The organism is Synechocystis sp. IPPAS B-1465, from assembly GCF_003015225.1.
GTDB lineage: Bacteria > Cyanobacteriota > Cyanobacteriia > Cyanobacteriales > Microcystaceae > Synechocystis.
Genome location: NZ_CP028094.1, coordinates 182,263 through 204,581, shown reverse-complemented (window position 1 = coordinate 204,581; position 22,319 = coordinate 182,263). Strand labels below are relative to the sequence as shown.

Sequence of the window (22,319 nt, the reverse complement as noted above, 5' to 3'; positions counted from 1 at the left end):
CCGCATTAACAATTTGTAATATTCAGTCTATCCTACCGTTGCCTCCTCTGGAGCAAAAAGCTTCTAAAACTGAACCTAAGAGCCTGTTTGAAAAGCCCCCTGGCCCCCAATTTTGGGGGGAAACTGAGTGAAAGTCTCCCATTATTGGGAGATTTAGGGGGCGGAATAAAACTTGCCAAACACGTTCTAATTACCCGCAATGTATTTGTGCAAAAAGCTATTGGCGGCCAGAATATTTAACGGTTCACTGAAGCAATAGCCCTGCATGAAAAAGCAATTGAGGCTATCTAAAATGTTAATCTGTTCCTCCTGTTCGACCCCCTCGGCCACCACCTTCAGGTTGAAGGTTTTACCAAGATTGATCAGGGTTTCCATCATGGTTAAATTAGGAACGTTATCGGTTTGTTCTAGTAACTGTGCCGTTAGGGATTTGTCAATTTTTAGCTTTTGAAAAGGTAAATCCTGGAGACAACGGAGGGACATATAGTCGGTGCCAAAATCATCTAGGGAAAAACCCACGCCGTAGTTATGTAAGTTGGTGATAATTTGCTGTGCCAGACCAAAATCCTTCATCACAGTGGATTCTTGAATTTCTAACTCCAAGTAATGGGTCTCCATCTTGGCCATGGCGATCGCCTCCATGACCATATTTTTAAGTAAAGGATGATAAAACTGCTTTTCAGAAATATTAACGGAAACTAAAAAAGGAGTTTGCAATTGCTGTTGCCACAGGACATTTTGTTGACAGGCAGTTTCTAAAATCCACCGAGTGAGGGGCACCATAAATTCCGTTTGGTCGCTCCACGGCAAAAACTGTCCCGGGGGCAGTAGGCCCTTTTGGGGATGTTGCCAACGGATAAACGCCTCCATGGCCTCAATAGTTTTTTTACGCCAATTAATCTGGGGCTGATAGTACAATTCCAACTCATGTTGTTCCAACGCCCGTAGTAAACGCTTTTCTACGATCGCCAAACGCTTTTGATCAGAGTCAGAAAGTCCTGGCACCGGCTGGGGGGCACCGATGCGCACATCCACCGCTGTTTCTATATGGTCATCCGCCTCTCCTGACCCCGGGTTGGTGGGTTGGGGTAACAACTGCTGTAAATTTTCTCTAATGTGACCGATCAAGTCATTCACCTGCTCCCCATCCACCGGATAGAGGGCCACCCCGTAGGTAATCTCTGGCTGGAACGGTCTTCCCCCCGCCGTCACCGGAGCTAAAACCGGTTTCATCAAGCGTTGAGCAATTCCCAACAGGCTGCTAGTATCCTGTACCTTGGACACCAGAAAAATAAACTCATCTTTATCCCAACGGGAAACAATATCTCCATTGCGCAAATTTGACTTCAGTTTTTGCCCCGCTTCCTGTAGGAAAGCATTGGCCACCGCGTCTCCCCGTTTGCGCTTGAGATCAGACCAATTATTAATCTGGCAGAGTAAAACCCCCACCTGGGCATGGTGACGACGGGCATTGGAAAGGGCAATATTTAAGTACTCCAAAAACAGAGTCTGATTGGGCAAATCCGTTGCCGTATCAAGATAGGATTGCTCGTGAAACGTTTCATCATTGGAGCCAGCCAACAAATCAACCCCTTCCCTGGTGTTATAGCTGGAGGCAATCTGAGCGGAAACCGCCTCATTATAGGGAGAAGTCTGGGGCAATATTTCCACTGGCTGGGAGGAAGACTCCCCAAACCCCTCTCCAGTAACGTGGTAACTGGCATTGATGCTACAGCCAAAATTAATCAGGTCACCATTTTTTAGCTCGTGAATGAGGCGTTTTTCCCCATTCACAAAGACGCCGTTTTGACTTTTATTGCCCTCTAGATCCCCATCAATAATCCAAAAACACTCTTCGTTAGTTTTACTATTAGTCTTCCGCATCAGGGTGGCATGGTGCCGGGAAGCCTGCCGGGAGTGAATCTGGATGCTAGTACCAGAATGGCGACCAATGGAATACTGTTGCTCGTCTAAGATTATTGTTCTTCTTTGATTGGCATCTTCTAGAACTAGTATGTGTTGCTTCATAGAGAATCTGGGATCTATTAATTCTAAGTTATGCCAGAGGATCAGCCTTAATCTTATTTTGACTCAAAAGTTCCGTCGCGGCATCAACTTTGAGGGGCCTACTAAACCAAAAACCTTGTATTTCCTGGCATTCCAGTTTTTGTAGTACTTCCAACTGCTGTTGAGTTTCTACGCCTTCACTGATGATGCGAACACCCAATTTTCTTCCCAGGGTCATAATGCTGGTAATGATCGCCTCGTTGACGGGACTCTGCTCCAAATCTTTGATAAAGGACTCGTGGATCTTGACGGCGGGAATCTTAAACTGTTGCAAGCAGGACAGAGTGCCTAGGCCAATACCAAAGTCATCGAGGGAAAGATTAACACCAATGGTGGCCAACTGTTCGATGGCCCGGCGAGAATAATCAATGTTGTCCATAATGATGCTTTCAGTCACCTCAATGGTCAACCAGTGGGGCTCCAACTGATTCTCCTCTAGGATACTTTGGATATTGGCAATCAAGTGAGGATTTTGGAATTGGTTGAGGCAGAGGTTAATACATACAGGTAAGGGGGGAATCCCGGCCCCTTGCCATTGCCGATTCTGTTGGCAGGCCGTCCTTAGAATCCATTCGCCGATGGGTACAATTAAATCAGTTTTTTCTGCCAAGGGAATCAGATTAACCGGAGAAATTTCGCCAATTTCGGGATGGTGCCAACGCAACAGGGCCTCCATGCCAGTAATTTCCCCTGTAGTTATCTGGAGGATGGGCTGGTAGGTTAGGTAGAACTGATGCTTGTCCAGGGCCTCGTAGAGTAGGTTTTCCAGTCGGAAAAACAGGTTAGCTTTAGAGGCGGCCTTTTCGTTAAAGAAAGCGAAGGAGTCAAAATGTTTTTCCTTAATTTGTTCTAGAGCAGTGTGGGAATTTTTCAATAGGGTAGCCCCATCAGTACCCCCATCGGGGTAAACGGCGATGCCCACCTTACCCTTGAGGTGAATTTTTTGTTTGGCCACGTCAATGCTCTCTTCCAGCATGGCCAGCATTTCCTTCACCATTTCCGTCAAGGCTTGATTGTCCCCCGGTTCCTTGAGCAAAATGGCAAACTGTTTTCCCTGCCAGCGGCAGGCCAAGCCCCTTTTTTCTGTCCACTGACTCAGGCGTTTGGCTACGGTTTTCAGCAATATTTCTCCACACCCTAGTCCAAAGGCATTGATCATCCGCTCGTAATTATAAAAATTGAGGAACAGGATAGCCAGCCGACTTTGATCTCGCTGTACCTTTGCCAAGGCGATCGCCAATTGCTCCTCAAAAAAAGCATGGTTGGGTAGCCCGGTCATGGGGTCGTAGAAAGTATGTTGGGCCAAGCTATCTTCTGCCTGTTGCCGTCGGGTAATGTCAATTAAGTAGCTACGAATAATTTGATTTTCAGTCAGATAATGGACGTATTGCTCATAGCATTCATCGCCACTTTTCACTTCCCGCAAAAGCAAATTGCCCCGTACATTTTGGGCTTGGTTGAGCAGACCTTCTAAAATAGGATGGCTGACGCCTAGGTCATTGATATCCCGAAACTTAATACTTGCCGGCGGATTCAGATAAACAATTTTGCCATTGAAATCAATTTCCACAATGGGATGGGGACTAAGCTCAGCAAAGGAAGAAAAACGCACCAAATCAGCAGAACTAGGGGCCAAACGGGATGCTTCCTGTTCCTGCTCATTTATAATGGTGGACTTACTGGTGTACTCCCCCAAACTTTGGCGAGACAAGTCTTCTAAGGACATGGCCTCCAGGGGGTTGAACATGGCAATTTCCAAGGAAGTGGAAACGATGTAGTAACTAGCCTTGGACTGACTACCAAATAAAATCACATCCCCGTGTTGCAGGTCGTGGGATTCACTATCCTGTCCATTGATAATCAGACCATTGGTACTGCGATTGCCCTCCAAATCCCCGTCTAAAATCCGGTAGGAATAACCTTCATTTTGGGAGGTGGGTTTGATGCGAATTAGGGTGGCGTGGTGGCGGGATACTACCTGGTCGTAAATGACAATATCATTGCTGGATTCCCGTCCAATGGAATAGGTGGGTTCGTCCAAGGAAATAATACGACGGGCTTTTTGATCTTCGATCACAAATATATGTCGAAATTCAGGCAGGTTAGTCATAACAGCAAGGATGGGCGGATGGGCAAGGGAAATATGTATCTTGACCCGATGATGGAGACAAAATCTGGCTAAATTGCGACCCTACCTCTAGTGTGACATAACCCCTAACGGTTGGATCGTACTTCTTAGACAAACTTTATTAAGGGTTTGGGCGGGTCATCAATGATGGCAAGTTGCGGTTAGTTTTAAAAGTGGGGATAGGACTTAGTTTTGGTGTAATTATTTCTGTAAAAATTGTCCCATTTCCCGTTTCCGCAGGGGGCGACTCAACAAAAATCCTTGTACTTCCTGGCATTGTAGTTGCTTGATCAAGCTCAGTTGGGCATCGGTTTCTATCCCTTCGGCCACCAGACGATATTGGAAGCCCTGACTTAATGCAAATATGGATTGGAGAATGGCCATTTCCTGGGGGGTGCCCCGCAAGCGGGCCATGAATCCTTGATGAATTTTGATGGTGGTGAAGGGAAACTGGGTGACAAAACCAATGCCCATTTGGCCTAGGCCGAAGTCGTCTAGGGCAATTCTAACCCCAAAGGTTTTGAGGTCTTGGAGAATGGCCAGGGCCTTGGCTGGTTGTTGCCTCAGAGTATTTTCGGTAATTTCTAGCTCCAACCATTGGGGATCTAAGCCGGTTTCCTCTAGGGTTTTACCTACCATCATCACTAGGTCTTGGCGATAAAATTCCCGGGCTGATAGATTAATGGCGATCGCCCGAGGGGGTGAACCATCCTTTTGCCACTCCAAATTTTGTTGACAGGCGGTGCGAAAAATCCAATCGCTGAGTTCAAAAATGAGATTGCTACGGGCGGCAATGGGGATGATTTTTCCCGGGGCAATTTCCCCTACTTCTGGATGTTCCCAACGGAGTAGGGCTTCTATGGCGGTGATTTCCCCACTTTGGAGATGGATTTGGGGTTGGTATTGCAGGGTAAGTTGCCGTTTGGCGATCGCCTGTTGAAGAAGGTTTTCTAGGCGGGCTTGATGGAGGGCGGCGGTGCTAAATTTCGGATCGTAGCACTGATAATGATTAAAACCAGTTTGGCGCAATTTTTGCAGAGCGGCGTTGGCTCGAGAGAGTAAATCTTCGGCCCGGTTACCATCGTTGGGGTAGGCGGAAATGCCAATGTTAATATTAAAAATAAATTCCCTTTCTCGCACGGTTATGGGATTTTTCAAGCGGTCTAGAATTCTTTCCGCTAGACGAATGGAATCCTGGGGGCTTTTTATCTTGGCCAGAATAATCACTAGGGTGTTGCTATCCCATTGCCCTACGGTATCTCCGGAACGCATACAGTCGGAGATCGCCCCGTGGAAGGCCATAAATACTTCATCCCCAAAGCCAAAGCCATAGGCCTGGTTAATGCGATTGAGAATTTCTAAATGGATGAACATCACCCCCATGAGATGCTGGTGGTGGGCTGCCGCATCGATGGCGAGGGATAGTTCCTTTTGTAGATTTACCCGGTTGGGCAGTTTACTAATGGGGTCATACAACGCTTGGTTAGCCAAGGTTTCTGAATACCCCTGGCGACCCCGGGGAGTGCGCATGACAAAACAGTACACCTCCCTGTCCTCCCACGGTAGGCGATACACTTCCCCCTTGACTTGTACCGTTTGCCCTTCCCGATTGCGGTACTCTAGTTCTGGTACCGATAGATAGTTTTGGGTTTCCAGGTTAATTAATAGTTCTTCAATCACCGGCCGTTCTGCGGCGATCAACTGATAAAGGGTGAAATCGAGAACCTCCGATTCCTCATAGCCCAATAACTGGCAAAAAGCACTGTTAGCTTCGACCACAGTTTTGGTGCGGGCATCCACCAACAGAAAACCTGTGGCGCTATATTCCCGATAGGCTTGCAAACGATGGTGGAGATCATTTAACCCCTGCTCCATTTTGCGATACTCGGTCACGTCCTCGCTGTAGCACTGTAACCGGCTTCGGTCTGGCCCAAGGAAAATCCGCTGATGAAAAATTTGTTGGCCGATGGCAATATCCCGTTCCAACTGCAAGCCCTCCCTGGTGAGGGATAAATTTGAGAGGCCTTGGATCAGAGGATGTTGGGCCTGGATGGCCATTAGTTCCGGAAATAAGGCTTTGGTTGCCCCGTTGGCGTAAATCACCTGCCCCGCAGTGGTTAACTCAACAATTAACTGGGTACTATTTTCGCTGAGGGAAGCCGGTGGACGATGACTTGGTAATGGAGCACTGCGGCTGACATCTGGTATTTCATCGTTATAGACCACCGCTGTGGAAAAGGAAGAGTCTTCCTCTACTTCTACCGCTTCATGGTCAAATCCAGCCCCTTCTCCATAGCCGTGGTCAGCCATGGCAAAGTTTAGGGGGTCCACATAGGTTTCCCCCATGATTGGGTTGGCCACCACCGACACAGGTTCGGCTCCGTAGGGTTGCTCCTCCGATTCTGTGGTCAGATTCATAATGTGGTAGCTGGCTTTGGACTGATTGCCAAAGCGAATTACGTCCCCGTGCTCCAACTCATGGGAAAGACAATATTGACCGTTGACCACCACGCCATTGGTGCTGCGTTTTCCCTGGAGATTACCGTCAATTAATCTATAGGTGTATTGATGATTCTGATAGTCGTTAACCCGGATCAGGGTTGCGTGGTGACGGGAAACTTGGCGATCGTAAATAGGGATGGCACTGCTGGGGTCCCGACCGATGTCGTAGGTGTTTTCTTCTAGGGAAACAATGCGACGAGATTTCTGATCCTCAATGACCAGGACGTGGCGGACAATGGAATCGTTACTCATGGATGGCATGGCTCAGGGGATGGTTTTATTTAACTTTGGGAAGATCGCCGGTTAACTTCAGGGTCCGATCGCCTCTCAGTCCGGAGTTGGCACCACAAACACGCAACAGTGGGCGTGGTGAAAGACATAGTTCCCCACACTACCGAGGAGAATTTCGCTTAGTCCCCACCGGCCCCGGTGCCCCACCACAATGATGTCACTATTATCCTGTTTGGCCCGCTGGCAGATAATTTTACCTGGACTGCCCAAAATTTGTTCCGCCTGGCATTCAATGTCCAAAGCCAGTGCTTGCTGACGGCGTTTTTCCAGGGTATCTAACCCTTCTTGTTCAAAGGTTTGCCATTGCTGTTGCCACACCTCCATGGTCAACTCATTACCCACGGCGGGGTAAATTTCATCCATATTGACGGGGATGGGTAGGGGACTACCTTCTTCTTCGGCCGACAGGACATGAAGCAACAATAGGGAAGCGCCATAGACCTTGGCGAGGGATAAACCTTTTTCTAAAACTTCTTGACCTGCGGGGGACAGATCCAAGGCAACGAGAATTCTATTGAACAAGGTAACCCTCCAAGGCTTGGGGCAATGGGCAATAATTGAGGCAAATTTAAGCAGTTTCTCCGCCAGACCAAGGGATTTGCTCAATGCCCTGGCTTACATACATTGTAATCTTCGTGGGAGACGATTTCTTTTGGTTCTAGGCGATCGCCATCGTCCTGACAAATAAGCCGGTAATGTCTAGTAACTGGAATACTGATCACTAGGCGATCATGCCTAAGACGTTTGCCGTAAAACTCACGGTAGTCATGTTGATTGGCCAAACCTGCGAGAATTTGTCTGGCTTTGAGCACCACATTTCTGGGTAGATGGGTCAGATCAATGGGATCTTCAGCAAAGGTGGCTTTCCAAGCGTCGCGGGAATGTTTCCTTTCCTCTTGGTCAATGTGTTTTTGCACACAGCGATGACATTCTTGACCATAACCCTTATGGCCACAGGGAAAAGTTTTTTTACGTCTTGCCATGGTGTTTACAGTTGGGTGGAGGGTAAGAATCTGTAGAACAAACCGCTTGACAACCGCTTATCAATTAACCACCTCCCGTCAGCTTTTCTGGCGGCAATGCCAAACTTTGCCCACAGCCGCCGACACTGGGCGGTTTTTCTCTAGCTTAACGGCTAATCCCAACCATGGCGCACCGAGCGATCACTAAAGCCTTTGTCCCCCAACTATTTTCACTAAAGCTCCGGCAAGGTTGGGGGATTTGGACTTACACTTCCCTCATAATCGACTCATCAGAAGGACTTACCCTCAGAGCCTAAGTAAATCCGTCACTCCCCTTCCATACCCCCTTGCCAACGCTGGAGGGGCACACAGTCGATCGCCAATTGATCCAAGGCCCTAGCCACCACAAAATCCACTAAATCTTCCACCGATTGGGGCTGATGATACCAAGCGGGAATGGCGGGCACAATGCGGACTCCAGCCTCGGCCAAACTAGTGAGATTGCGCAGATGGATCAAACTTAAGGGCGTTTCCCTGGGCACCACCACCAAGGGTTTACCTTCTTTGATTTGCACATCCGCCGCCCGCTCCAATAGATCGGAACTCATGCCCACCGCCAATTTAGCCACGGTGCTCATGCTACAGGGCAGCACCACCATGCCGGCGCAACGGTAGGAACCACTGGCAATGGTGGCCCCCACATCTCCCCAACGGTGACAAATCAATTTGCCACCCTTTTCTACCCCAGCCTGAGAGCGCCAAAATTCTGCCTGGGCGGAGGGTTCCCCTGGCATTTGAATATTTTGTTCCGCTTGCCAAACTTGGTAGCTGGCTCGGGAAGCCACCAGTTCGATGGTGTAATCCGCCGCCAGTAAATGCTTGATGGCTCTGACGGCATAAATTAGCCCAGAGGCACCGCTGACCCCCAAAATCAAAGGTTGTGCCATGGTGTGTTGATTTTTAGTTAATTTTTAATTATTTCCCTTTACATATCTTTACAAACCAATCGACGTATTAGATCAGTCCGTCCATTTCCAGGTCTTCAATCATCTGTAGTCCCCGGGCGTCCCCCAGTCGCAGTAGGGCGGATTTGGCATCTTCCTTGACGCCAAAATCTTCATCTTCCACTAGGGCTTCCAGCAAGGCATCGATCGCCGTGGCATAGACCACATTGGAAGGCAATTCCCGGCATAGTTGCCCCACCGCCCAGGCACAATTACTGCGGACAGCGGCCATCTTGTCCCGCCTCAGTCCCTCAATCAACGGGGGAATGGTGGCAATAACATCTTCGTAGGCCAATTTGGCAATGTTAGGCAAACTGCTGGCACTCCAGAGGCGCACGGCGGAAATGTCGGTTTTGAGGGCATGGATCAAGGGCGCTAGAGCCCGGCGATCGCCACAATTTCCCAAGGCCCAGACCAATCCCTTGCGGACATAACCATTGAAATCTGTTTGCAAACTTTGAATTAGCGGTTCCACTATGGTCGGGTCCGTATTACGCCCCAACGCATAGGCCGCACTCACCCGCACCAGGGGACAGCTATCCCCTAATAAATTGATCAACGGCTCCACCGCCCGGCGATCGGCAATTTCACAAAAAGCCCGGGCCGCCAGCATCCTCTGTGGGGCTTCTCTACTGGTCAGAAGCACCAACATTTCATCAGGGTCCGGAGGTGGAGGGGCTACGTCGTCATCTAATTGATCCAGGGGATCAACCCAGGAATCCTCCAGTAGCAGATCATCTTGGTTACGCATAGCTCCATATTTTCTCACGAAATTTCCCCCCCTAGGCTAGGGGCCGGGGTTAGTCCGTCCTATTTGCAAACTCCTCTACAACTGGGCCAAAAAATTGTCGTCCAAATCGTAGCCCAACAGTTGAGCCAAGGACTTGAGGCGGAACTGGGCTGGGAGTTGATATTTTTTTAACCAGTCCGCTAACACAAATACCCTACCCATAATGAACAGATCCAGAGCTTCAGGATTGAACTGGATGCCATCCACCCGATGGAATTCGTGGGGCACCAGCATGGCAGCATACCTGGTAAATTCCCCGGCCTGCCAATCCAAGCACAGGGGAAACCAGGGATAAACGCTATCTAGACGGATAAACCACAGACGAACTTCGGGAATCTCTGATAATTCCCTGGGATCGCCTTCTTCCCTGGCAAATTGAATGTCGAACTGTACCTGTTTTTCGATGGTGGCCAGGGCAGATTCGTCAATGCGATTCAGGTTAAGACTAATGGCCCGCTCCAGCCACGATTGCACTGGGGAAAGGTCCAAACTACTCAGTTGCTCTGGGGTAACGGTGATGGTGACCATGGTTTAAACCGCCCGTTTATACGCTTCGTCCAACACTTCCGACAGGGTGGGGTGGGCATGGACATGGAAGGCCAATTCCCGCACTGATTTGCGGTCGGCGATCGCCTGGGCCGCCTCTTGGATTAGGTCCGATGCATGAATACCGATAATGTGGGCACCCAATAATTCCCCGGTATCCTGGCGGTAAACCACTTTGGCAATGCCGTCGGTTTCCTTTTCTGCTAGAGCTTTGGAGTTCCCCTTAAAGTAAGTTTTGGCCGTACTAACCACAAATCCTTCCTTTTCCCCTAGCTCTTTGGCTTGAGCTTCCGTTAAACCCACGTAGCTAATTTCAGGATGGGTGAAGGCCGCCGCCGGAATGGCTCGGTAGTCCACCTCAGTTTTGCGGCCGCAGATATTTTCCACTGCCACCACTCCTTGGCCAGAAGCGGCATGGGCCAGCATCATTTTGCCCGTGGCATCTCCCACCGCCCAGAGATGGGGCACCGGTTTGCCATCCTTAATCACTTGCATTTGGTCGTTAACTTCAATGAAACCCCGGCGATCGGTTTCCACTCCCACCGTTTCCAGCCCTAAATTTTTGGTGGCAGGAATGCGGCCAGTGGCGACTAAACAAGCATCCACTTCCAGGGTGTCAATCACTTCTTTTGTTTTGGCGTCGGTGAGTTCAATTTCCACAGGGGAACCTGCTTTGATTTTGGTGGCAAATACGCCGGTATAGGTTTCAATGTCCCGGGATTTAATCAGCACCCGTTCGGCAATTTTGGCAATTTCCGGATCAAACCCTGGCATCAGATCCGGCAGGGCTTCAATCATGGTCACTTCACAACCGAGGGCGGTGTAAACGTCGGAAAATTCCAAGCCAATGTAACCACTACCAATGATGGCAATCCACTGGGGCAACGTTTCCAACTTCACTGCTTCATCACTGGTAAAGACAGTTTTATGGTCAATTTCAATGCCGGGGGGCACAAAGGGCACCGAGCCTGGGCATAACATGATCTCTTTTGCTTTGAGAATGCGGGTTTCGTTGTCCCCGATCACCGTCACTTCCTGGGGGCCGGATACTTTACCCCAACCCCGGATGGTATCGACTTTGAGACGGGTGAGGCTATTGGTCAGGTCAGATTGGATTTTACTCACAAGGTCGTTGGCATGGGCAGCGATCGCCTCCCTGGTGAAGGTAACGCCATTGATCTGGATACCTAGTTGTTGCAAATGATCTTGGTCGGACATTTCCCGCACCCGACCGGAGGCGGCGAGGAGAGCTTTGGAAGGGATACAACCCCGATTCACACAGGTGCCGCCCATATCTTTAGCTTCGATGATGGCGGTTTTCAGACCACATTTAACGGCGTGGAGAGCAGCCCCATGGCCGCCAACGCCAGCGCCAATAATCACCAAATCGTAATCAAAATCCTGACTCATCGTTGCTTGCACCTCAATCTGTCAAGACTTTAGTTTAGGGGTTAAGGGCAACCTCTGGAAAGTTGACCCCCGTCCTGGCGATCGCCCATTGTCTTCGATTAGTTCGACCCCAATCCATCAGAAATACCGGCCTGTCGTAATAACTCCCTTAACCGTTCATTTTCCTGCTCCGCAATCTTAGCCCGCTCCGAAAATTCTATTGTTGTCAAAAAACGATTTCCTTGGGGATCATAAATTTCCAACTGTTCTTGGGTTAGGACAAAACGTATTCCTAAACGGGGGCTGACCCAATCATGAATAGTTTCAATCACAACCAAATTTTCCCCTTGCCGCTCATATCCCGTAAAATCAACTCGTTCAGGATCATAAATGTAGTATTCTTCTACTCCGTACTGGTCATAAAAGACCAATTTTTTTGCCATTTCCTTTAACCTATTACCCGGCGATAAAATTTCAAACACGACTTGGGGCCCAATATTTTCTTCTTGCCACTGTTGGTAGGAACCCCGCTCCCCCTTAGGCCGACCAAAAACCACCATCACATCAGGGGCAACCCGTATTTCTGGGTGTCTTTCCACCGGATACCACAACAAATCCCCCGCCACAAACACATCTGGATTATCTCGAAAAACACATTCCAAATTTTCCTTAATCAGTACAATCCAACGGAACTGTAGGGTATTGTCTGCCATTGGTTGTCCATCACTATCGGGATAAACAATGATTTGGTCGAGGGCGGCGGTCATGGCCTGGGGCTCCAAACGCTCAAATGTGGCCCGATTCTAACACCCCATCAAAGTTTGGCATTTTCACTGTTTTTCCTTCTCCCTGGTAGTCTAAACCGTTATTTTTGCTTCACCTGCAGTATTGCTCCCCAAGCTTGGCCGAGCCGGCAGTTTCCACAAAGACCCGATCGCCAGGGGGGAAGTGGGAGCTTTAGGGCGGACTAGGTTTTTATACAGGGGAAAAGCCTCGACAATTTCGTCAGAATGGCAACATATTGAACCACCAACGGCTTTGTACAATAGGCCCTGGATCCGTAATTGGAAAAAACCGAAAATTATGCTAAGCCGTGTTGCTGACTCCGTTTACTGGCTGAACCGCTACATCGAACGGGCGGAAAATATTGCTCGCTTTGTGGATGTGAACCTTTACCTAATGTTGGATTTACCCTACGGTGCCCAACAGCAGTGGGAGCCTTTGGTTATGACCACTGGGGATTTGAGCTTTTTCAAACAGCATTACGGCGAAGTCACCAAGGCTAATGTGATCCAATTCCTCACCTTTGATCAGCATTACTCCAACTCCATCCTTTCCTGCCTGAACATGGCCAGGGAAAATGCCCGCTCCATTCGAGAAATTATTTCTTCGGAGATGTGGGAAGAAATTAATCGCTTTTACCTTATGGTCAAAGAAGCTGGCGATCGCCCTCCGGCCAACATTGCCGACTTTTTTGCGCGGGTGAAACTATCTAGTCATCGCTTTGCCGGCATTATGGACGCCACCATGACCCATAACGAAGCTTGGCATTTTGGCCAGATGGGACGTTTGCAGGAAAGGGCTGACAAAACCGCCCGCATTTTGGACGTGAAATATTACTACCTGCTGCCTTCGGTGGAATGGGTCGGCACTCCCCTGGATCAGGTGGAATGGATTGCCCTACTCAAATCCGCCAGTGCTTACGAAATGTATCGCAAGAGCCAGCGGCGCATTACCCCTGCCAACGTGGCCAGCTTTCTGATTTTGCACCCCAAATTTCCACGTTCTATCCATTTTTGTCTACTCCAAGTACAACGGTCATTGCATGAAGTTACTGGTACGCCCCTCGGTTCCTGGCGCAATGAGGCAGAGAGGGCCCTGGGTCGACTTTGTGGAGAAATGGGCTACATCACCATCGAAGATGTTATTAGCCAAGGGCTACACGAATTCCTGGAGGAGATTCAAGCTAGGGTAAACGAAGTGGGGGTTAAAATGGCCCAGACGTTCTTTGTCAATGAGCCGGTGTTGTCGCCCATGCCAGTGCAAAGTCAAGGTCAGACCCAACAGCAATCCTTAGCTAGTTTTTAGTTTTTCTCTGCATCCGGTACGGGTTGGTCAGCACCTAAGGTGGGCACCACAATATAGCCCGTACTTTCATCGCCTAAAACCCAGTTCCGTTCTCGACCCCAGTACCACCAATAAGCGCCAATATAAGCACAAATTAAACTATCCCATTGGTCTTCCTGGTGTTTCAATTCCTTGCCGTTCAAGGTCAATGGCGATCGCCAAGGTTCCATACCAGGGGGGAGGGTAAGGTCCAGAGCCGGGGTTAGTTGGGGCAAAATATTTTCAATGTAGGACTGTAATTCCAGCAAACCCTGTCTTTTTTTGGCTAGACTCCCTTTCTTGTATTTGATGATCCGCTCTAGCTGAAAAAGTTGCACCATGGCAGGGTGGGGAAATACTTCAATTTGGTAACGCCCTTGCCGTTGGGCTTGAATCTCCGGGGCATGGAGAAACCCCCTTTCTTCTAGTAATTTGCCCACTCCGGTGGTTCTTTCGGCAAAAGGTCGGCCCAAATTGGCCGGATAACAACCCGCATGGTACTTGCCAAAATATTTATGGGTCAGGCGATCGGGCAAACGAGTCCCAGTCTGATTGGGAATAATGGTCGGAGCATCCACCGCCACCATGACTCCCTCCGCTTCACCTAAACCTTTGTCCAGCCAGGCGAAAATTTCCTCCAAACTCAAGCGACAGGTAAGGTCTTCAATCCCTAGGCGATCGCCAGTGGGGGTTGATTGCAGTTGCAAACGACATAGTCCACTCTCCCCAGAACGCCAACCCAAATCAATGCCAATAAATTTCATCAAATAAACACTCGAAAATATTTGCCAAAAAACTTGCCAAGGGCCACAGGGGAGGACTAAGATTAGGGTCTGTGAAATTCGGGGCGTAGCGCAGCTTGGTAGCGCACCACTTTGGGGTAGTGGGGGTCGTGGGTTCAAATCCCGCCGCTCCGATTCAGCTGAAAAGCCTTCTCTGTAAGCATTATAAGCTTCCAGGGGAGGCTTTTCCCATGGTGACCATTGGCTTGGCAGTGAACTATTGAATAATGTTGTAACTCAATGCTTTTTGAAGTTTTCCGTCCGGTCAAGGATGTTTTTGTGGAGCACTCTTCACAATGTTATCCGTGAACCGCCACAGCACCCGGCGCAAAAACTTGCTCTGGTTCCAGACTCCCCCCTAGTTCCAGCCCTGGAGCCACTGGCCAAACCGCAGTGCAATCCACCTGCTCAATTAGTTGAATAATGGTTTTCCCCGACCGAGGATCAACCCAGTCCGGGGCAATTTCCGCCAGGGGAACTAGCACAAATGGTCTGTATTGCATTTGCGGGTGGGGAATGGTCAGTCTAGCCTGTTCCAATTGGCGATCGCCGTAGAAAATTAAATCCAGATCTAAGGTGCGGGGTCCCCATTTTTCCAAACGAATGCGGCCAAATTTTTGCTCGATCGCCAGTAAAGTTTGCAACAACTCTGGGGGGGATAAACTGACCCGTAACGTCACACAGCCATTGATATAGTCGGGCTGCGGCGGCCCAAAAGCTCGGCTACGGTACCAACTAGAACAGCGCTCCACTTCAATGCCCGCTACCAAGGCCAACTCGGCGATCGCCCCTTGGAGATTGTCCAGCACTGGGCCAATATTGCCCCCCAAGCCTACCACTGCCCCATGGCATTGTTGCGGAAAATCTGTGGGGGAGACAGGAGCCATAGAAATAGGGACAAACAATCGATTCTATCCTACCAAAAACTTCTAACCCCAAGCTCCCAGACATCATTGGCCACTCCAGGGATTTGTCAGGCTTGTCACGGAGTCTAAACCGATTTTCACCCCAATCGCCAACCCAGAGAACAACAATAGTTTATATTGACTATTTCGGAAGTGTACTCACTGTTAAGATGGCGGTGAATTTTTACGAAAACGTTACAAAAACCCCAACATGCCTATGGGTTGCCGATTTGCCACCGTCAAGCGTCTGATTCTGCTGGGTCTCTTGGCCTTCACCCTAGCGGTGCTCATCCCCCCTGCTACAGCGCAAATAACCCTTTCTTCGGGGGGAAACAATGGCAGTCAGAATACTTCTAGCACCCCTTGGTGGGATACCAATAAAGCAAGACGTTGTGGCCGGCTCTGGTGCAGTGATGTGTTTTTGCAGGGCAGTTCCCAGGTCACCTTCACTGTGGGTTTAATTCCCAATCCAGAGGAAAGTTCCCAAGCGGCCGCCCAGGCCATTGAAAATCGGGCTAAGCAAGTGGAATCGATTTTTAATTCGATCTATTCTCGGTTAATTAGCTTAAATACGGTGGAAATTCCCGAGAAGGACGTGCAGTTTCTCCGCTCCAAGGTGTTTGACCTGAGGGAATCTCGCCTTGGCTATCACTCCAACCCAAGTAATTGGCCGGGAACAAGCCCCGCTCCCCCTAACTCCCGAGACTCCACCACCACCGCGCCCGAAATTAACCAAAACAACCAGGAAAGCAGTTCAGTGGAGCGGCGAACCCCTACCACTTCTTTTCGTAACGCTCCCCAGAGTGCCATCCGGATTATTTCTTCTCCGGCCCCTAATTTGGCTAATGTGGCCGCTGACGAAATCCATCCCTTTACTCCCAATGTGGAAGTGGGCATTCAGAACAATGAGACGGTAATTTTTGTGCCTAGTCAGCCAAGCCTTGGCCTAGCTCAGCAAACCATTGTTACGGTCAACCAGGCTGACGAAATTATTAATGGCAAGCCCATCAATCTACTAGCCCATGAATGGCGTGACAGAATACAAAGTAGTTTTGATAAAGCTTTATGGGGACACGAACTGGATCGTCAACATCCCTGGGACCGCTATTACATCAGTGGCGCCTTTATGGTGGTGGCCCTGGCGATCGTCACGATTATGGGTTTAATTCGCTCTTTCTTTTACCGTCGGGACCGCTATCTACGTCAAGAGTTAAAAGTTTTAGCCCAGTCCATCACCAAAGACATTGAGGCAGAAAGTGCAGAATCAGTACGCCTAGCCAGCCAAGAAGTTTCGGAGTTTCCAGAACTTGGCCCCGATCGCCAAGGAGAAGAAGGACAAAATGGCCATGGATCGCCGTCCAAGGAGCGGAATTTTCCCCTATATGTGCCCCTAGCTGATCAAGTCAGGGACCGGGTTAACCATGCCTGGCAAAACATCGGTGATTTAGCTAGCTCAAATTTACGGCGACAAACCCTGCTCAAACAACGTCGCAACTTGGCTGTGTTGATGTGCTGGATTTTGTTGTGGCTCCAAATTTCCTGCATTTTTATTGTGGGAGCCTTCATCGTCTATGTTTTTCCCTCCACCAGGCCATTTACTTTGCTATTTATTGGCCAAGCCATGTATTTTCCCCTGCTTTGGATCGGGGTAACTTTAATTGATAAGGTGTGCGGTATTTTCGTCGATGGTTTGCTCAATAATTGGGCGAAGGAACAGCAATCTTATAATGAGCATTCTAACCGTTACACCCTTAGGGTTATGACCTATTCCCCGGCCATCAAGGGAGGAATTTCAGTACTATTGACCATTCTCGGTATTCTAGGCACCATTTGGCTATTTGGCATTAATCCTTTGGTCTTAGCTAGTTTTGGCGGAGTTGCCTTTGTGCTAGCTTTTCTGGGGCGCAACGTGGTAGAAGATATGCTCAATGGCACGCTAATTCTTTGGACAGACCGCTATGCCATTGGTGACGTGGTGCAAATTGGGGATGTGTTTGGTCTGGTGGAAAATATGAATATTTACATTACTCAGTTGCGGGGCCCCGAAGGCCGTTTGAGCACCATTCCCAACGGTAAAATTTCCGTAGTCCAAAATTTGACCAAGGACTGGTCCAGGGCAGAATTTATTGTGGAAATTGACCAGTCCAGCAATGTGGATAAAGCCCTCAATTTAATTCGGGTAGTTTCTGAACAAATGCGGGAGGATCCACTTTGGCAAGAGAAAATTTTGGAACCGGCCGCTATTTTGGGGGTGGATGACATTGCCTCTAAGGGCATTCGGCTCCAGGTGTGGATTAAAACCCAAGCAGGGCAACATTGGCCCGTGGGTCGAGAATTTCGTCTCAGGATGAAAAAGGCATTTGAGCTGGCTGGTATTGCCCTGGGTGCCCCCCAGCAAAGGATTGTGTACCATCACCACGGTCAAAAAAGTAGTCATAGCAATGGTAAAACTGATCACTCTCCCGGGGCGATCGCCTTGGGGCCAAATTTTCCCAAGGAATATAATTAGCCTCTAACTCTACTAATGCCGGCCACCTCCTTTCGTTCAAAAGCCCATGAGTGAACCAGTCCAGCCCATTATTGAATTCCGCGGCGTGAGCCAAAGCTTTGGCCGAAAAGTGATCCTCGATGATGTGGACCTGAAAATTTACCCAGGGGAAGCAGTGGGGGTAATTGGGCCATCGGGGACGGGCAAATCAACTATTTTGCGCATTGTGGCGGGCTTACTCACCCCCGACAGCGGCGAGGTAATCGTCCATGGCCATCGCCGTCAACGTTCCATTGAAGAAGGGGAAAAAGCTTTAGGGGTGGGTTTAGTGTTTCAGCAATCGGCCCTGTTTGATTCCCTCACTGTGGCGGAAAATGTCGGCTTTACCCTCTACCGAGATTCAGACCTACGGCCGAGGGAAATTAGGGCCATTGTGGAAGAAAATTTAGAGTTGGTGGGCTTGCCGGGCATTGGCGATCGATTCCCAGCGGAATTGTCCGGTGGCATGCGTAAACGGGTCAGTTTGGCCCGGGCGATCGTCATCAATCCGGAACAACATCAGCAATATAAAAATATTTTGCTTTACGATGAACCCACCGCTGGGTTAGACCCGGTGGCATCCACTAGAATTGAGAGTTTAATTCGTCACCTGCTCAGCCAAGATCATGTTTGTTGTTGTTACCTAATTGTTACCCACCAATTCAGTACTATTGATAACACCACCGACCGGATTATTTTTCTTTACGATGGCAAAATTCAGTGGGATGGTTCCACAGCGGATGCCTACAAATCTGAGCACCCTTTATTGAAGCAATTTTTCTCCGGTAGCATTGATGGCCCGATTAGTTAATTATTGCTTTAACTTGTTTTAATGAAGTTTTAATTTAATCTCAATCTAATTAATTTTAAATCAGCTTTAGTAAAATCTCGATAACTCTAAATTAATTCTTAAATCTCATAATTATTCTTTGATTTTGCTAGTTTTATGCCCTCGTCACCAGTTCAATTTAGCCTTGATGAACGCCATCCCCACCATATTGCAGAGGTAATTGAAACCAGCACCACTGGCTTTTTAGCCCAATGTCTGGAACCGGAAGAATTGAATTTTCCCACCATGCCTGCCTTTGGTAGTTGGGTGAAGGCCACAGATGAAGATTCTGGTAATACCATTTTTGCGGTGGTTAGTTATGCCACCACCATGCCCATCGATTCCATTCATCGGGCCAGGGCCCTAGGTCTTTCCCTGGGGGAACTGCGGGAACAGCAGCCTCAAATTTTTGCCATGTTAACCACGGAATTTCAAGCGGCGATCGTGGGTTTCCAGAGCCGAGAGTCGGGTATTAATGGTCGCGGTCCCATCTCCGGTAGGGTGTTTCACTATTTACCGCCTCGTCCACCCCAAATTCACCAAGCTGTGTTTCAGTGCGATCGCCAAGAAGTAATGGAATTTACTAATTCCCCTGATTTTTTGCGGATTCTTTTGCAAATTAGCGATGCCCCTGTGGATGCCCTGATTGCCGCCGCCCTCAGGGAAATTTATCTTCTCCGCCAAGGCGATCGGGCCTGGCTAGTAACCGTCGGCCGTCACCTTAGTTTGCTCCTCAAAGATGACTACGATCGCCTACGCCATATCCTTGGTCAAGTTCATTTTTAGGGACGACGATGGTCCCATTTCGGAGTAGCGGCACCAAAGAATTATGCGAATTTTATCTAATGTTAATCTGATGGGACTATTGATAGTCCTCCTGGCCGCTATCTTCTTTTGTTTTCATAACGTCATTGTCCGGATTTTATATTCCCAGCAAAATATTTTGGGCATTTGGCAAGTTGGCGGTTTCGTGACCCCTACCCTGAGCCACTCCTTTCTTCTTCTACTATTGAGAATGCTTTGGGTTGTGCCTCTCATGGCCTTAATTTCCCAACGCCTTTATGGCAATACTTGGCGGGAAATTAATCAACTAAAACAACCAGTTAATCGTCCGGTAATTTGGGAGGCCATGGGTTGTGGATTTTTAATGTTTCTCTACCTAGTCTTACTCTACATTTCCATTAGCTTTATTCCCACTGGTATCGCCATCACTCTATTTTTTACTTACCCAATCTTTACTGCATTATTAGCATGGCGGTTATTTAACGATGTTCCCAGTTTATTGCGTTGGTTAGTGATTGGTTTAACTTTAATCGGCACATTTTTAACCATTCCCTATGCCTACGGTGGCGAGCAACAAACTTTAGTTTTGGGCGTTAGCACAGGCATTGCTTCGGGCATTGTCTATGCGGGCTATACGGTATTTGCCCAAAGGAGCTTTCAAAGACTCCATCCCGTTCCCTTCACCTGGATCAGTTTTGCCACCACGTTAATTCTGTCCATTCTTTGTTTAATCATTTGGCAACCCCATGAAGGTAATTTACCCTGGCTTGCCATCACCATTGGTTCCCTGTTGTCCGCTTTATTTACTTTGGCGGGCCATGTGCTCAATAACTGGGGTATCCATTTAATCGGTGCTAGTCGAGCGGCTATTATTGGGGCAACCAATCCCGCTTTGACGGTGGTGCTAGCAGGATTAGCTATTCAAGAAAGCCTCACCAATATCCAAATTTTCGGGGTATGCCTAGTTACGTTTAGCATTGCCTTGCTCAACTACGAAAAAGTTAGTCCCAGTACGGGAAAAAATTCCCTAAAATAGCAAAAAAAAAGAGCAGGAGCCACCACTCCTACCCTAATTTTTTCTGGTGTTTTTACCGTTCGATCGCCAAAACTAGAATGAAAATTTAAACCCCAAAGGATTTACCACAACCACAGGTTTGATTAGCATTAGGATTGGTAAACTGGAACCCTCCACCAATGAGGGCATTGCTGTAGTCCAGCATTAAACCATAGAGATATAGCAAACTTTTCCGGTCGCAGATAATCTGAAAACCTTCATAATCAAACACTTCATCATGTTCCGTTGCCCGGTTCGGTTCTTCAAAGTCCATCATGTAGGACATGCCAGAACAGCCCCCTTGACGTACCCCCACCCGTAAACAAAGATCTTTGCCCTGTTGTTCTTTCAGGGCCAGGAGGTGTTTGAGGGCCGCATCGGAAAGTTGGATGCCTTTGGCTTGGGTAGCGGTGGCTTGGCTCATGGTTAGGCTTGAACTCCTATGCAAAAGTTAGAGGAAAATTAAAAGTAAATTCAACAGCTTTAGTTTCCATCTTAGCGACAACGGGGGAGGCTGTGGGCGGAAATTCCCTATGGCAACAATTGGGTCTTGGCTAAACTTCTTCTTTTGTCGTCAACGAATGAGGGATTAGCCATGGAACTTTGCCATTGTCTTTGTCAACGGGGCACCGGGGTCTGCTCCAGAATGGCGGTGATCACTTCATCAATGCCAATGCCATCAAGCTGGGCTTCCGGCCTTAGAATTAAACGGTGGCGCAATAACGGCGGAGCAACGGTTTTGAGATTATCCGGCAGTAAATATTCCTGGCCATTAAGCCAAGCATCGGCCTTTGCGGCTTGCAACCAACGGAGGGAGGCCCTAGGGGAAGCTCCAATCAGAATATCGGGATGATAGCGGGTTTTTTCCACCAGGGCCAAGAGATAATCCAATAGTTTTTCATCCACCGCAATATCTTCTACTGATCGCCGACTAGCCAAAATTTCTTCTACGGTGGCAATGGCGGTTAACTGTTCCAGGTCTTGTCGTTGGGCGTGGAAACCCTGCTGAAAATTGACCAACATTTGTTTGGCCGCGGCCGGGGGAGGATAGTCCACCACTAGCTTAAATAAAAAGCGGTCTAGTTGGGCTTCTGGCAAGGGATAGGTACCTTCAAATTCCAAGGGGTTTTGGGTGGCCACCACCCAGAATAAAGGCGGCAGGGCATAGGTATGACCATCGAGGGTCACCTGTTGCTCTTCCATCGCTTCAAGCAGGGCGGACTGGGTTTTGGGGGGAGTGCGGTTAATTTCATCTGCCAGCAAAATTTCCGTAAATACAGGGCCCTGTTTGAGGCTAAAGGCTTGCTGGTTGAAGTCAAACACGTTTACCCCCACCATATCGGAGGGCAACATATCTGGAGTCAGTTGTACCCGCCTAAATTGGGATTGAATTGATTGGGCTAGAAGTTTCACCAACAGGGTTTTGCCTGTCCCCGGCACCCCCTCAATGATCACATGGCCCCCTGCCAACAGGGCCACCAATAATTCTTGGATGAGATGGGGTTGACCCACCAAAAATGCTTCCAAATGGCCACGGAGTTCGTTAAACAGGGGACGGGTCATAGGGTTTGGTCAAGGGAAAAAATCAAGAAATTGATGGCAATGGTACTTCTAGCAAAATTTATTGGCAAAGGCCATAAATTAACACCTAAAA

The 22,319-nt window shown here is 48.7% G+C and carries 20 protein-coding genes and 1 tRNA gene; 7 read left to right on the top strand and 14 right to left on the bottom strand.

Annotation, left to right across the window (positions count from 1 at the left end; translation table 11 throughout):
• Window positions 1–186: 186 nt before the first annotated feature.
• From C7I86_RS00965 to C7I86_RS00945, 5 genes are all read right to left on the bottom strand, one after another.
• Window positions 187–2,028 (bottom strand): EAL domain-containing protein, encoded by a 1,842-nt coding sequence (locus C7I86_RS00965; protein ID WP_010871393.1) that lies wholly within the window; start codon window positions 2,026–2,028, stop codon window positions 187–189.
• Window positions 2,029–2,056: 28 nt separating this feature from the next.
• Entirely contained in the window at window positions 2,057–4,177 is a 2,121-nt protein-coding gene (locus tag C7I86_RS00960) for an EAL domain-containing protein (protein ID WP_010871392.1), read from the bottom strand.
• A gap of 219 nt (window positions 4,178–4,396) precedes the next feature.
• Complete coding sequence (locus C7I86_RS00955) at window positions 4,397–6,949, bottom strand: EAL domain-containing protein (protein ID WP_020861381.1); 2,553 nt, start codon at window positions 6,947–6,949, stop codon at window positions 4,397–4,399.
• 75 nt (window positions 6,950–7,024) lie between these two features.
• Complete coding sequence (locus C7I86_RS00950) at window positions 7,025–7,510, bottom strand: universal stress protein (RefSeq protein ID WP_010871390.1); 486 nt, start codon at window positions 7,508–7,510, stop codon at window positions 7,025–7,027.
• Between the two features lie 80 nt (window positions 7,511–7,590).
• Window positions 7,591–7,971 carry a hypothetical protein gene (locus tag C7I86_RS00945; RefSeq protein WP_010871389.1) on the bottom strand — a complete coding sequence of 127 codons (381 nt, stop codon included), beginning with the start codon at window positions 7,969–7,971 and terminating at the stop codon, window positions 7,591–7,593.
• A 46-nt stretch (window positions 7,972–8,017) separates the two neighbouring features.
• On the opposite strand from C7I86_RS00945, the gene C7I86_RS18675 reads away from it, so the two are divergent.
• A complete protein-coding gene (locus C7I86_RS18675; protein ID WP_158299065.1) occupies window positions 8,018–8,158 on the top strand; it encodes a hypothetical protein in 141 nt (46 codons plus the stop codon).
• Window positions 8,159–8,276: 118 nt separating this feature from the next.
• Here C7I86_RS18675 and C7I86_RS00940 read toward each other — a convergent pair whose 3' ends face one another.
• The 5 genes from C7I86_RS00940 to C7I86_RS00920 form a co-directional block, all read right to left on the bottom strand.
• Entirely contained in the window at window positions 8,277–8,897 is a 621-nt protein-coding gene (locus tag C7I86_RS00940; RefSeq protein ID WP_010871388.1) for a flavin prenyltransferase UbiX, read from the bottom strand.
• Window positions 8,898–8,964: 67 nt separating this feature from the next.
• A complete protein-coding gene (locus tag C7I86_RS00935; RefSeq protein WP_010871387.1) occupies window positions 8,965–9,723 on the bottom strand; it encodes a HEAT repeat domain-containing protein in 759 nt (252 codons plus the stop codon).
• Between the two features lie 57 nt (window positions 9,724–9,780).
• The gene (locus tag C7I86_RS00930; protein ID WP_010871386.1) at window positions 9,781–10,272 is read right to left on the bottom strand and encodes a CRR6 family NdhI maturation factor; all 492 of its coding nucleotides are present in this window, start codon (window positions 10,270–10,272) and stop codon (window positions 9,781–9,783) included.
• A gap of 3 nt (window positions 10,273–10,275) precedes the next feature.
• Complete coding sequence (gene lpdA, locus C7I86_RS00925) at window positions 10,276–11,700, bottom strand: dihydrolipoyl dehydrogenase (RefSeq protein WP_020861380.1); 1,425 nt, start codon at window positions 11,698–11,700, stop codon at window positions 10,276–10,278.
• Window positions 11,701–11,798: 98 nt separating this feature from the next.
• A complete protein-coding gene (locus tag C7I86_RS00920) occupies window positions 11,799–12,446 on the bottom strand; it encodes a Uma2 family endonuclease (protein ID WP_010871384.1) in 648 nt (215 codons plus the stop codon).
• 316 nt (window positions 12,447–12,762) lie between these two features.
• On the opposite strand from C7I86_RS00920, the gene C7I86_RS00915 reads away from it, so the two are divergent.
• Window positions 12,763–13,767: an alpha-E domain-containing protein gene (locus tag C7I86_RS00915; RefSeq protein ID WP_020861379.1), complete on the top strand. Its 1,005-nt coding sequence runs from the start codon at window positions 12,763–12,765 to the stop codon at window positions 13,765–13,767.
• On the opposite strand, the gene C7I86_RS00910 is transcribed toward C7I86_RS00915, so the two are convergent.
• Window positions 13,764–14,549: a DUF429 domain-containing protein gene (locus tag C7I86_RS00910; protein WP_010871382.1), complete on the bottom strand. Its 786-nt coding sequence runs from the start codon at window positions 14,547–14,549 to the stop codon at window positions 13,764–13,766. The genes C7I86_RS00915 and C7I86_RS00910 overlap by 4 nt on opposite strands.
• A gap of 79 nt (window positions 14,550–14,628) precedes the next feature.
• On the opposite strand from C7I86_RS00910, the gene C7I86_RS00905 reads away from it, so the two are divergent.
• A tRNA-Pro gene (locus C7I86_RS00905) sits at window positions 14,629–14,702 on the top strand.
• Window positions 14,703–14,866: 164 nt separating this feature from the next.
• Here the strand turns inward: C7I86_RS00905 and folK are convergent.
• Window positions 14,867–15,454 (bottom strand): 2-amino-4-hydroxy-6-hydroxymethyldihydropteridine diphosphokinase, encoded by a 588-nt coding sequence (gene folK / locus C7I86_RS00900; protein WP_010871381.1) that lies wholly within the window; start codon window positions 15,452–15,454, stop codon window positions 14,867–14,869.
• Between the two features lie 235 nt (window positions 15,455–15,689).
• On the opposite strand from folK, the gene C7I86_RS00895 reads away from it, so the two are divergent.
• The 4 genes from C7I86_RS00895 to C7I86_RS00880 all read left to right on the top strand — a co-directional run bounded on the left by C7I86_RS00895 (window position 15,690) and on the right by C7I86_RS00880 (window position 20,647).
• Window positions 15,690–17,981: a mechanosensitive ion channel family protein gene (locus C7I86_RS00895; RefSeq protein WP_223211321.1), complete on the top strand. Its 2,292-nt coding sequence runs from the start codon at window positions 15,690–15,692 to the stop codon at window positions 17,979–17,981.
• Window positions 17,982–18,027: 46 nt separating this feature from the next.
• Window positions 18,028–18,810, top strand: coding sequence for an ABC transporter ATP-binding protein (locus C7I86_RS00890; protein ID WP_010871379.1), 783 nt, complete (start codon window positions 18,028–18,030; stop codon window positions 18,808–18,810).
• A 135-nt stretch (window positions 18,811–18,945) separates the two neighbouring features.
• Window positions 18,946–19,614, top strand: coding sequence for an HAS-barrel domain-containing protein (locus C7I86_RS00885; RefSeq protein WP_010871378.1), 669 nt, complete (start codon window positions 18,946–18,948; stop codon window positions 19,612–19,614).
• Between the two features lie 43 nt (window positions 19,615–19,657).
• Complete coding sequence (locus C7I86_RS00880) at window positions 19,658–20,647, top strand: DMT family transporter (RefSeq protein ID WP_010871377.1); 990 nt, start codon at window positions 19,658–19,660, stop codon at window positions 20,645–20,647.
• A gap of 85 nt (window positions 20,648–20,732) precedes the next feature.
• Here the strand turns inward: C7I86_RS00880 and C7I86_RS00875 are convergent, their stop codons facing one another.
• Both C7I86_RS00875 and C7I86_RS00870 read right to left on the bottom strand, forming a co-directional pair.
• Window positions 20,733–21,089: an iron-sulfur cluster assembly accessory protein gene (locus C7I86_RS00875; protein ID WP_010871376.1), complete on the bottom strand. Its 357-nt coding sequence runs from the start codon at window positions 21,087–21,089 to the stop codon at window positions 20,733–20,735.
• 194 nt (window positions 21,090–21,283) lie between these two features.
• The gene (locus C7I86_RS00870) at window positions 21,284–22,228 is read right to left on the bottom strand and encodes a MoxR family ATPase (protein ID WP_010871375.1); all 945 of its coding nucleotides are present in this window, start codon (window positions 22,226–22,228) and stop codon (window positions 21,284–21,286) included.
• Window positions 22,229–22,319 lie beyond the last annotated feature (91 nt).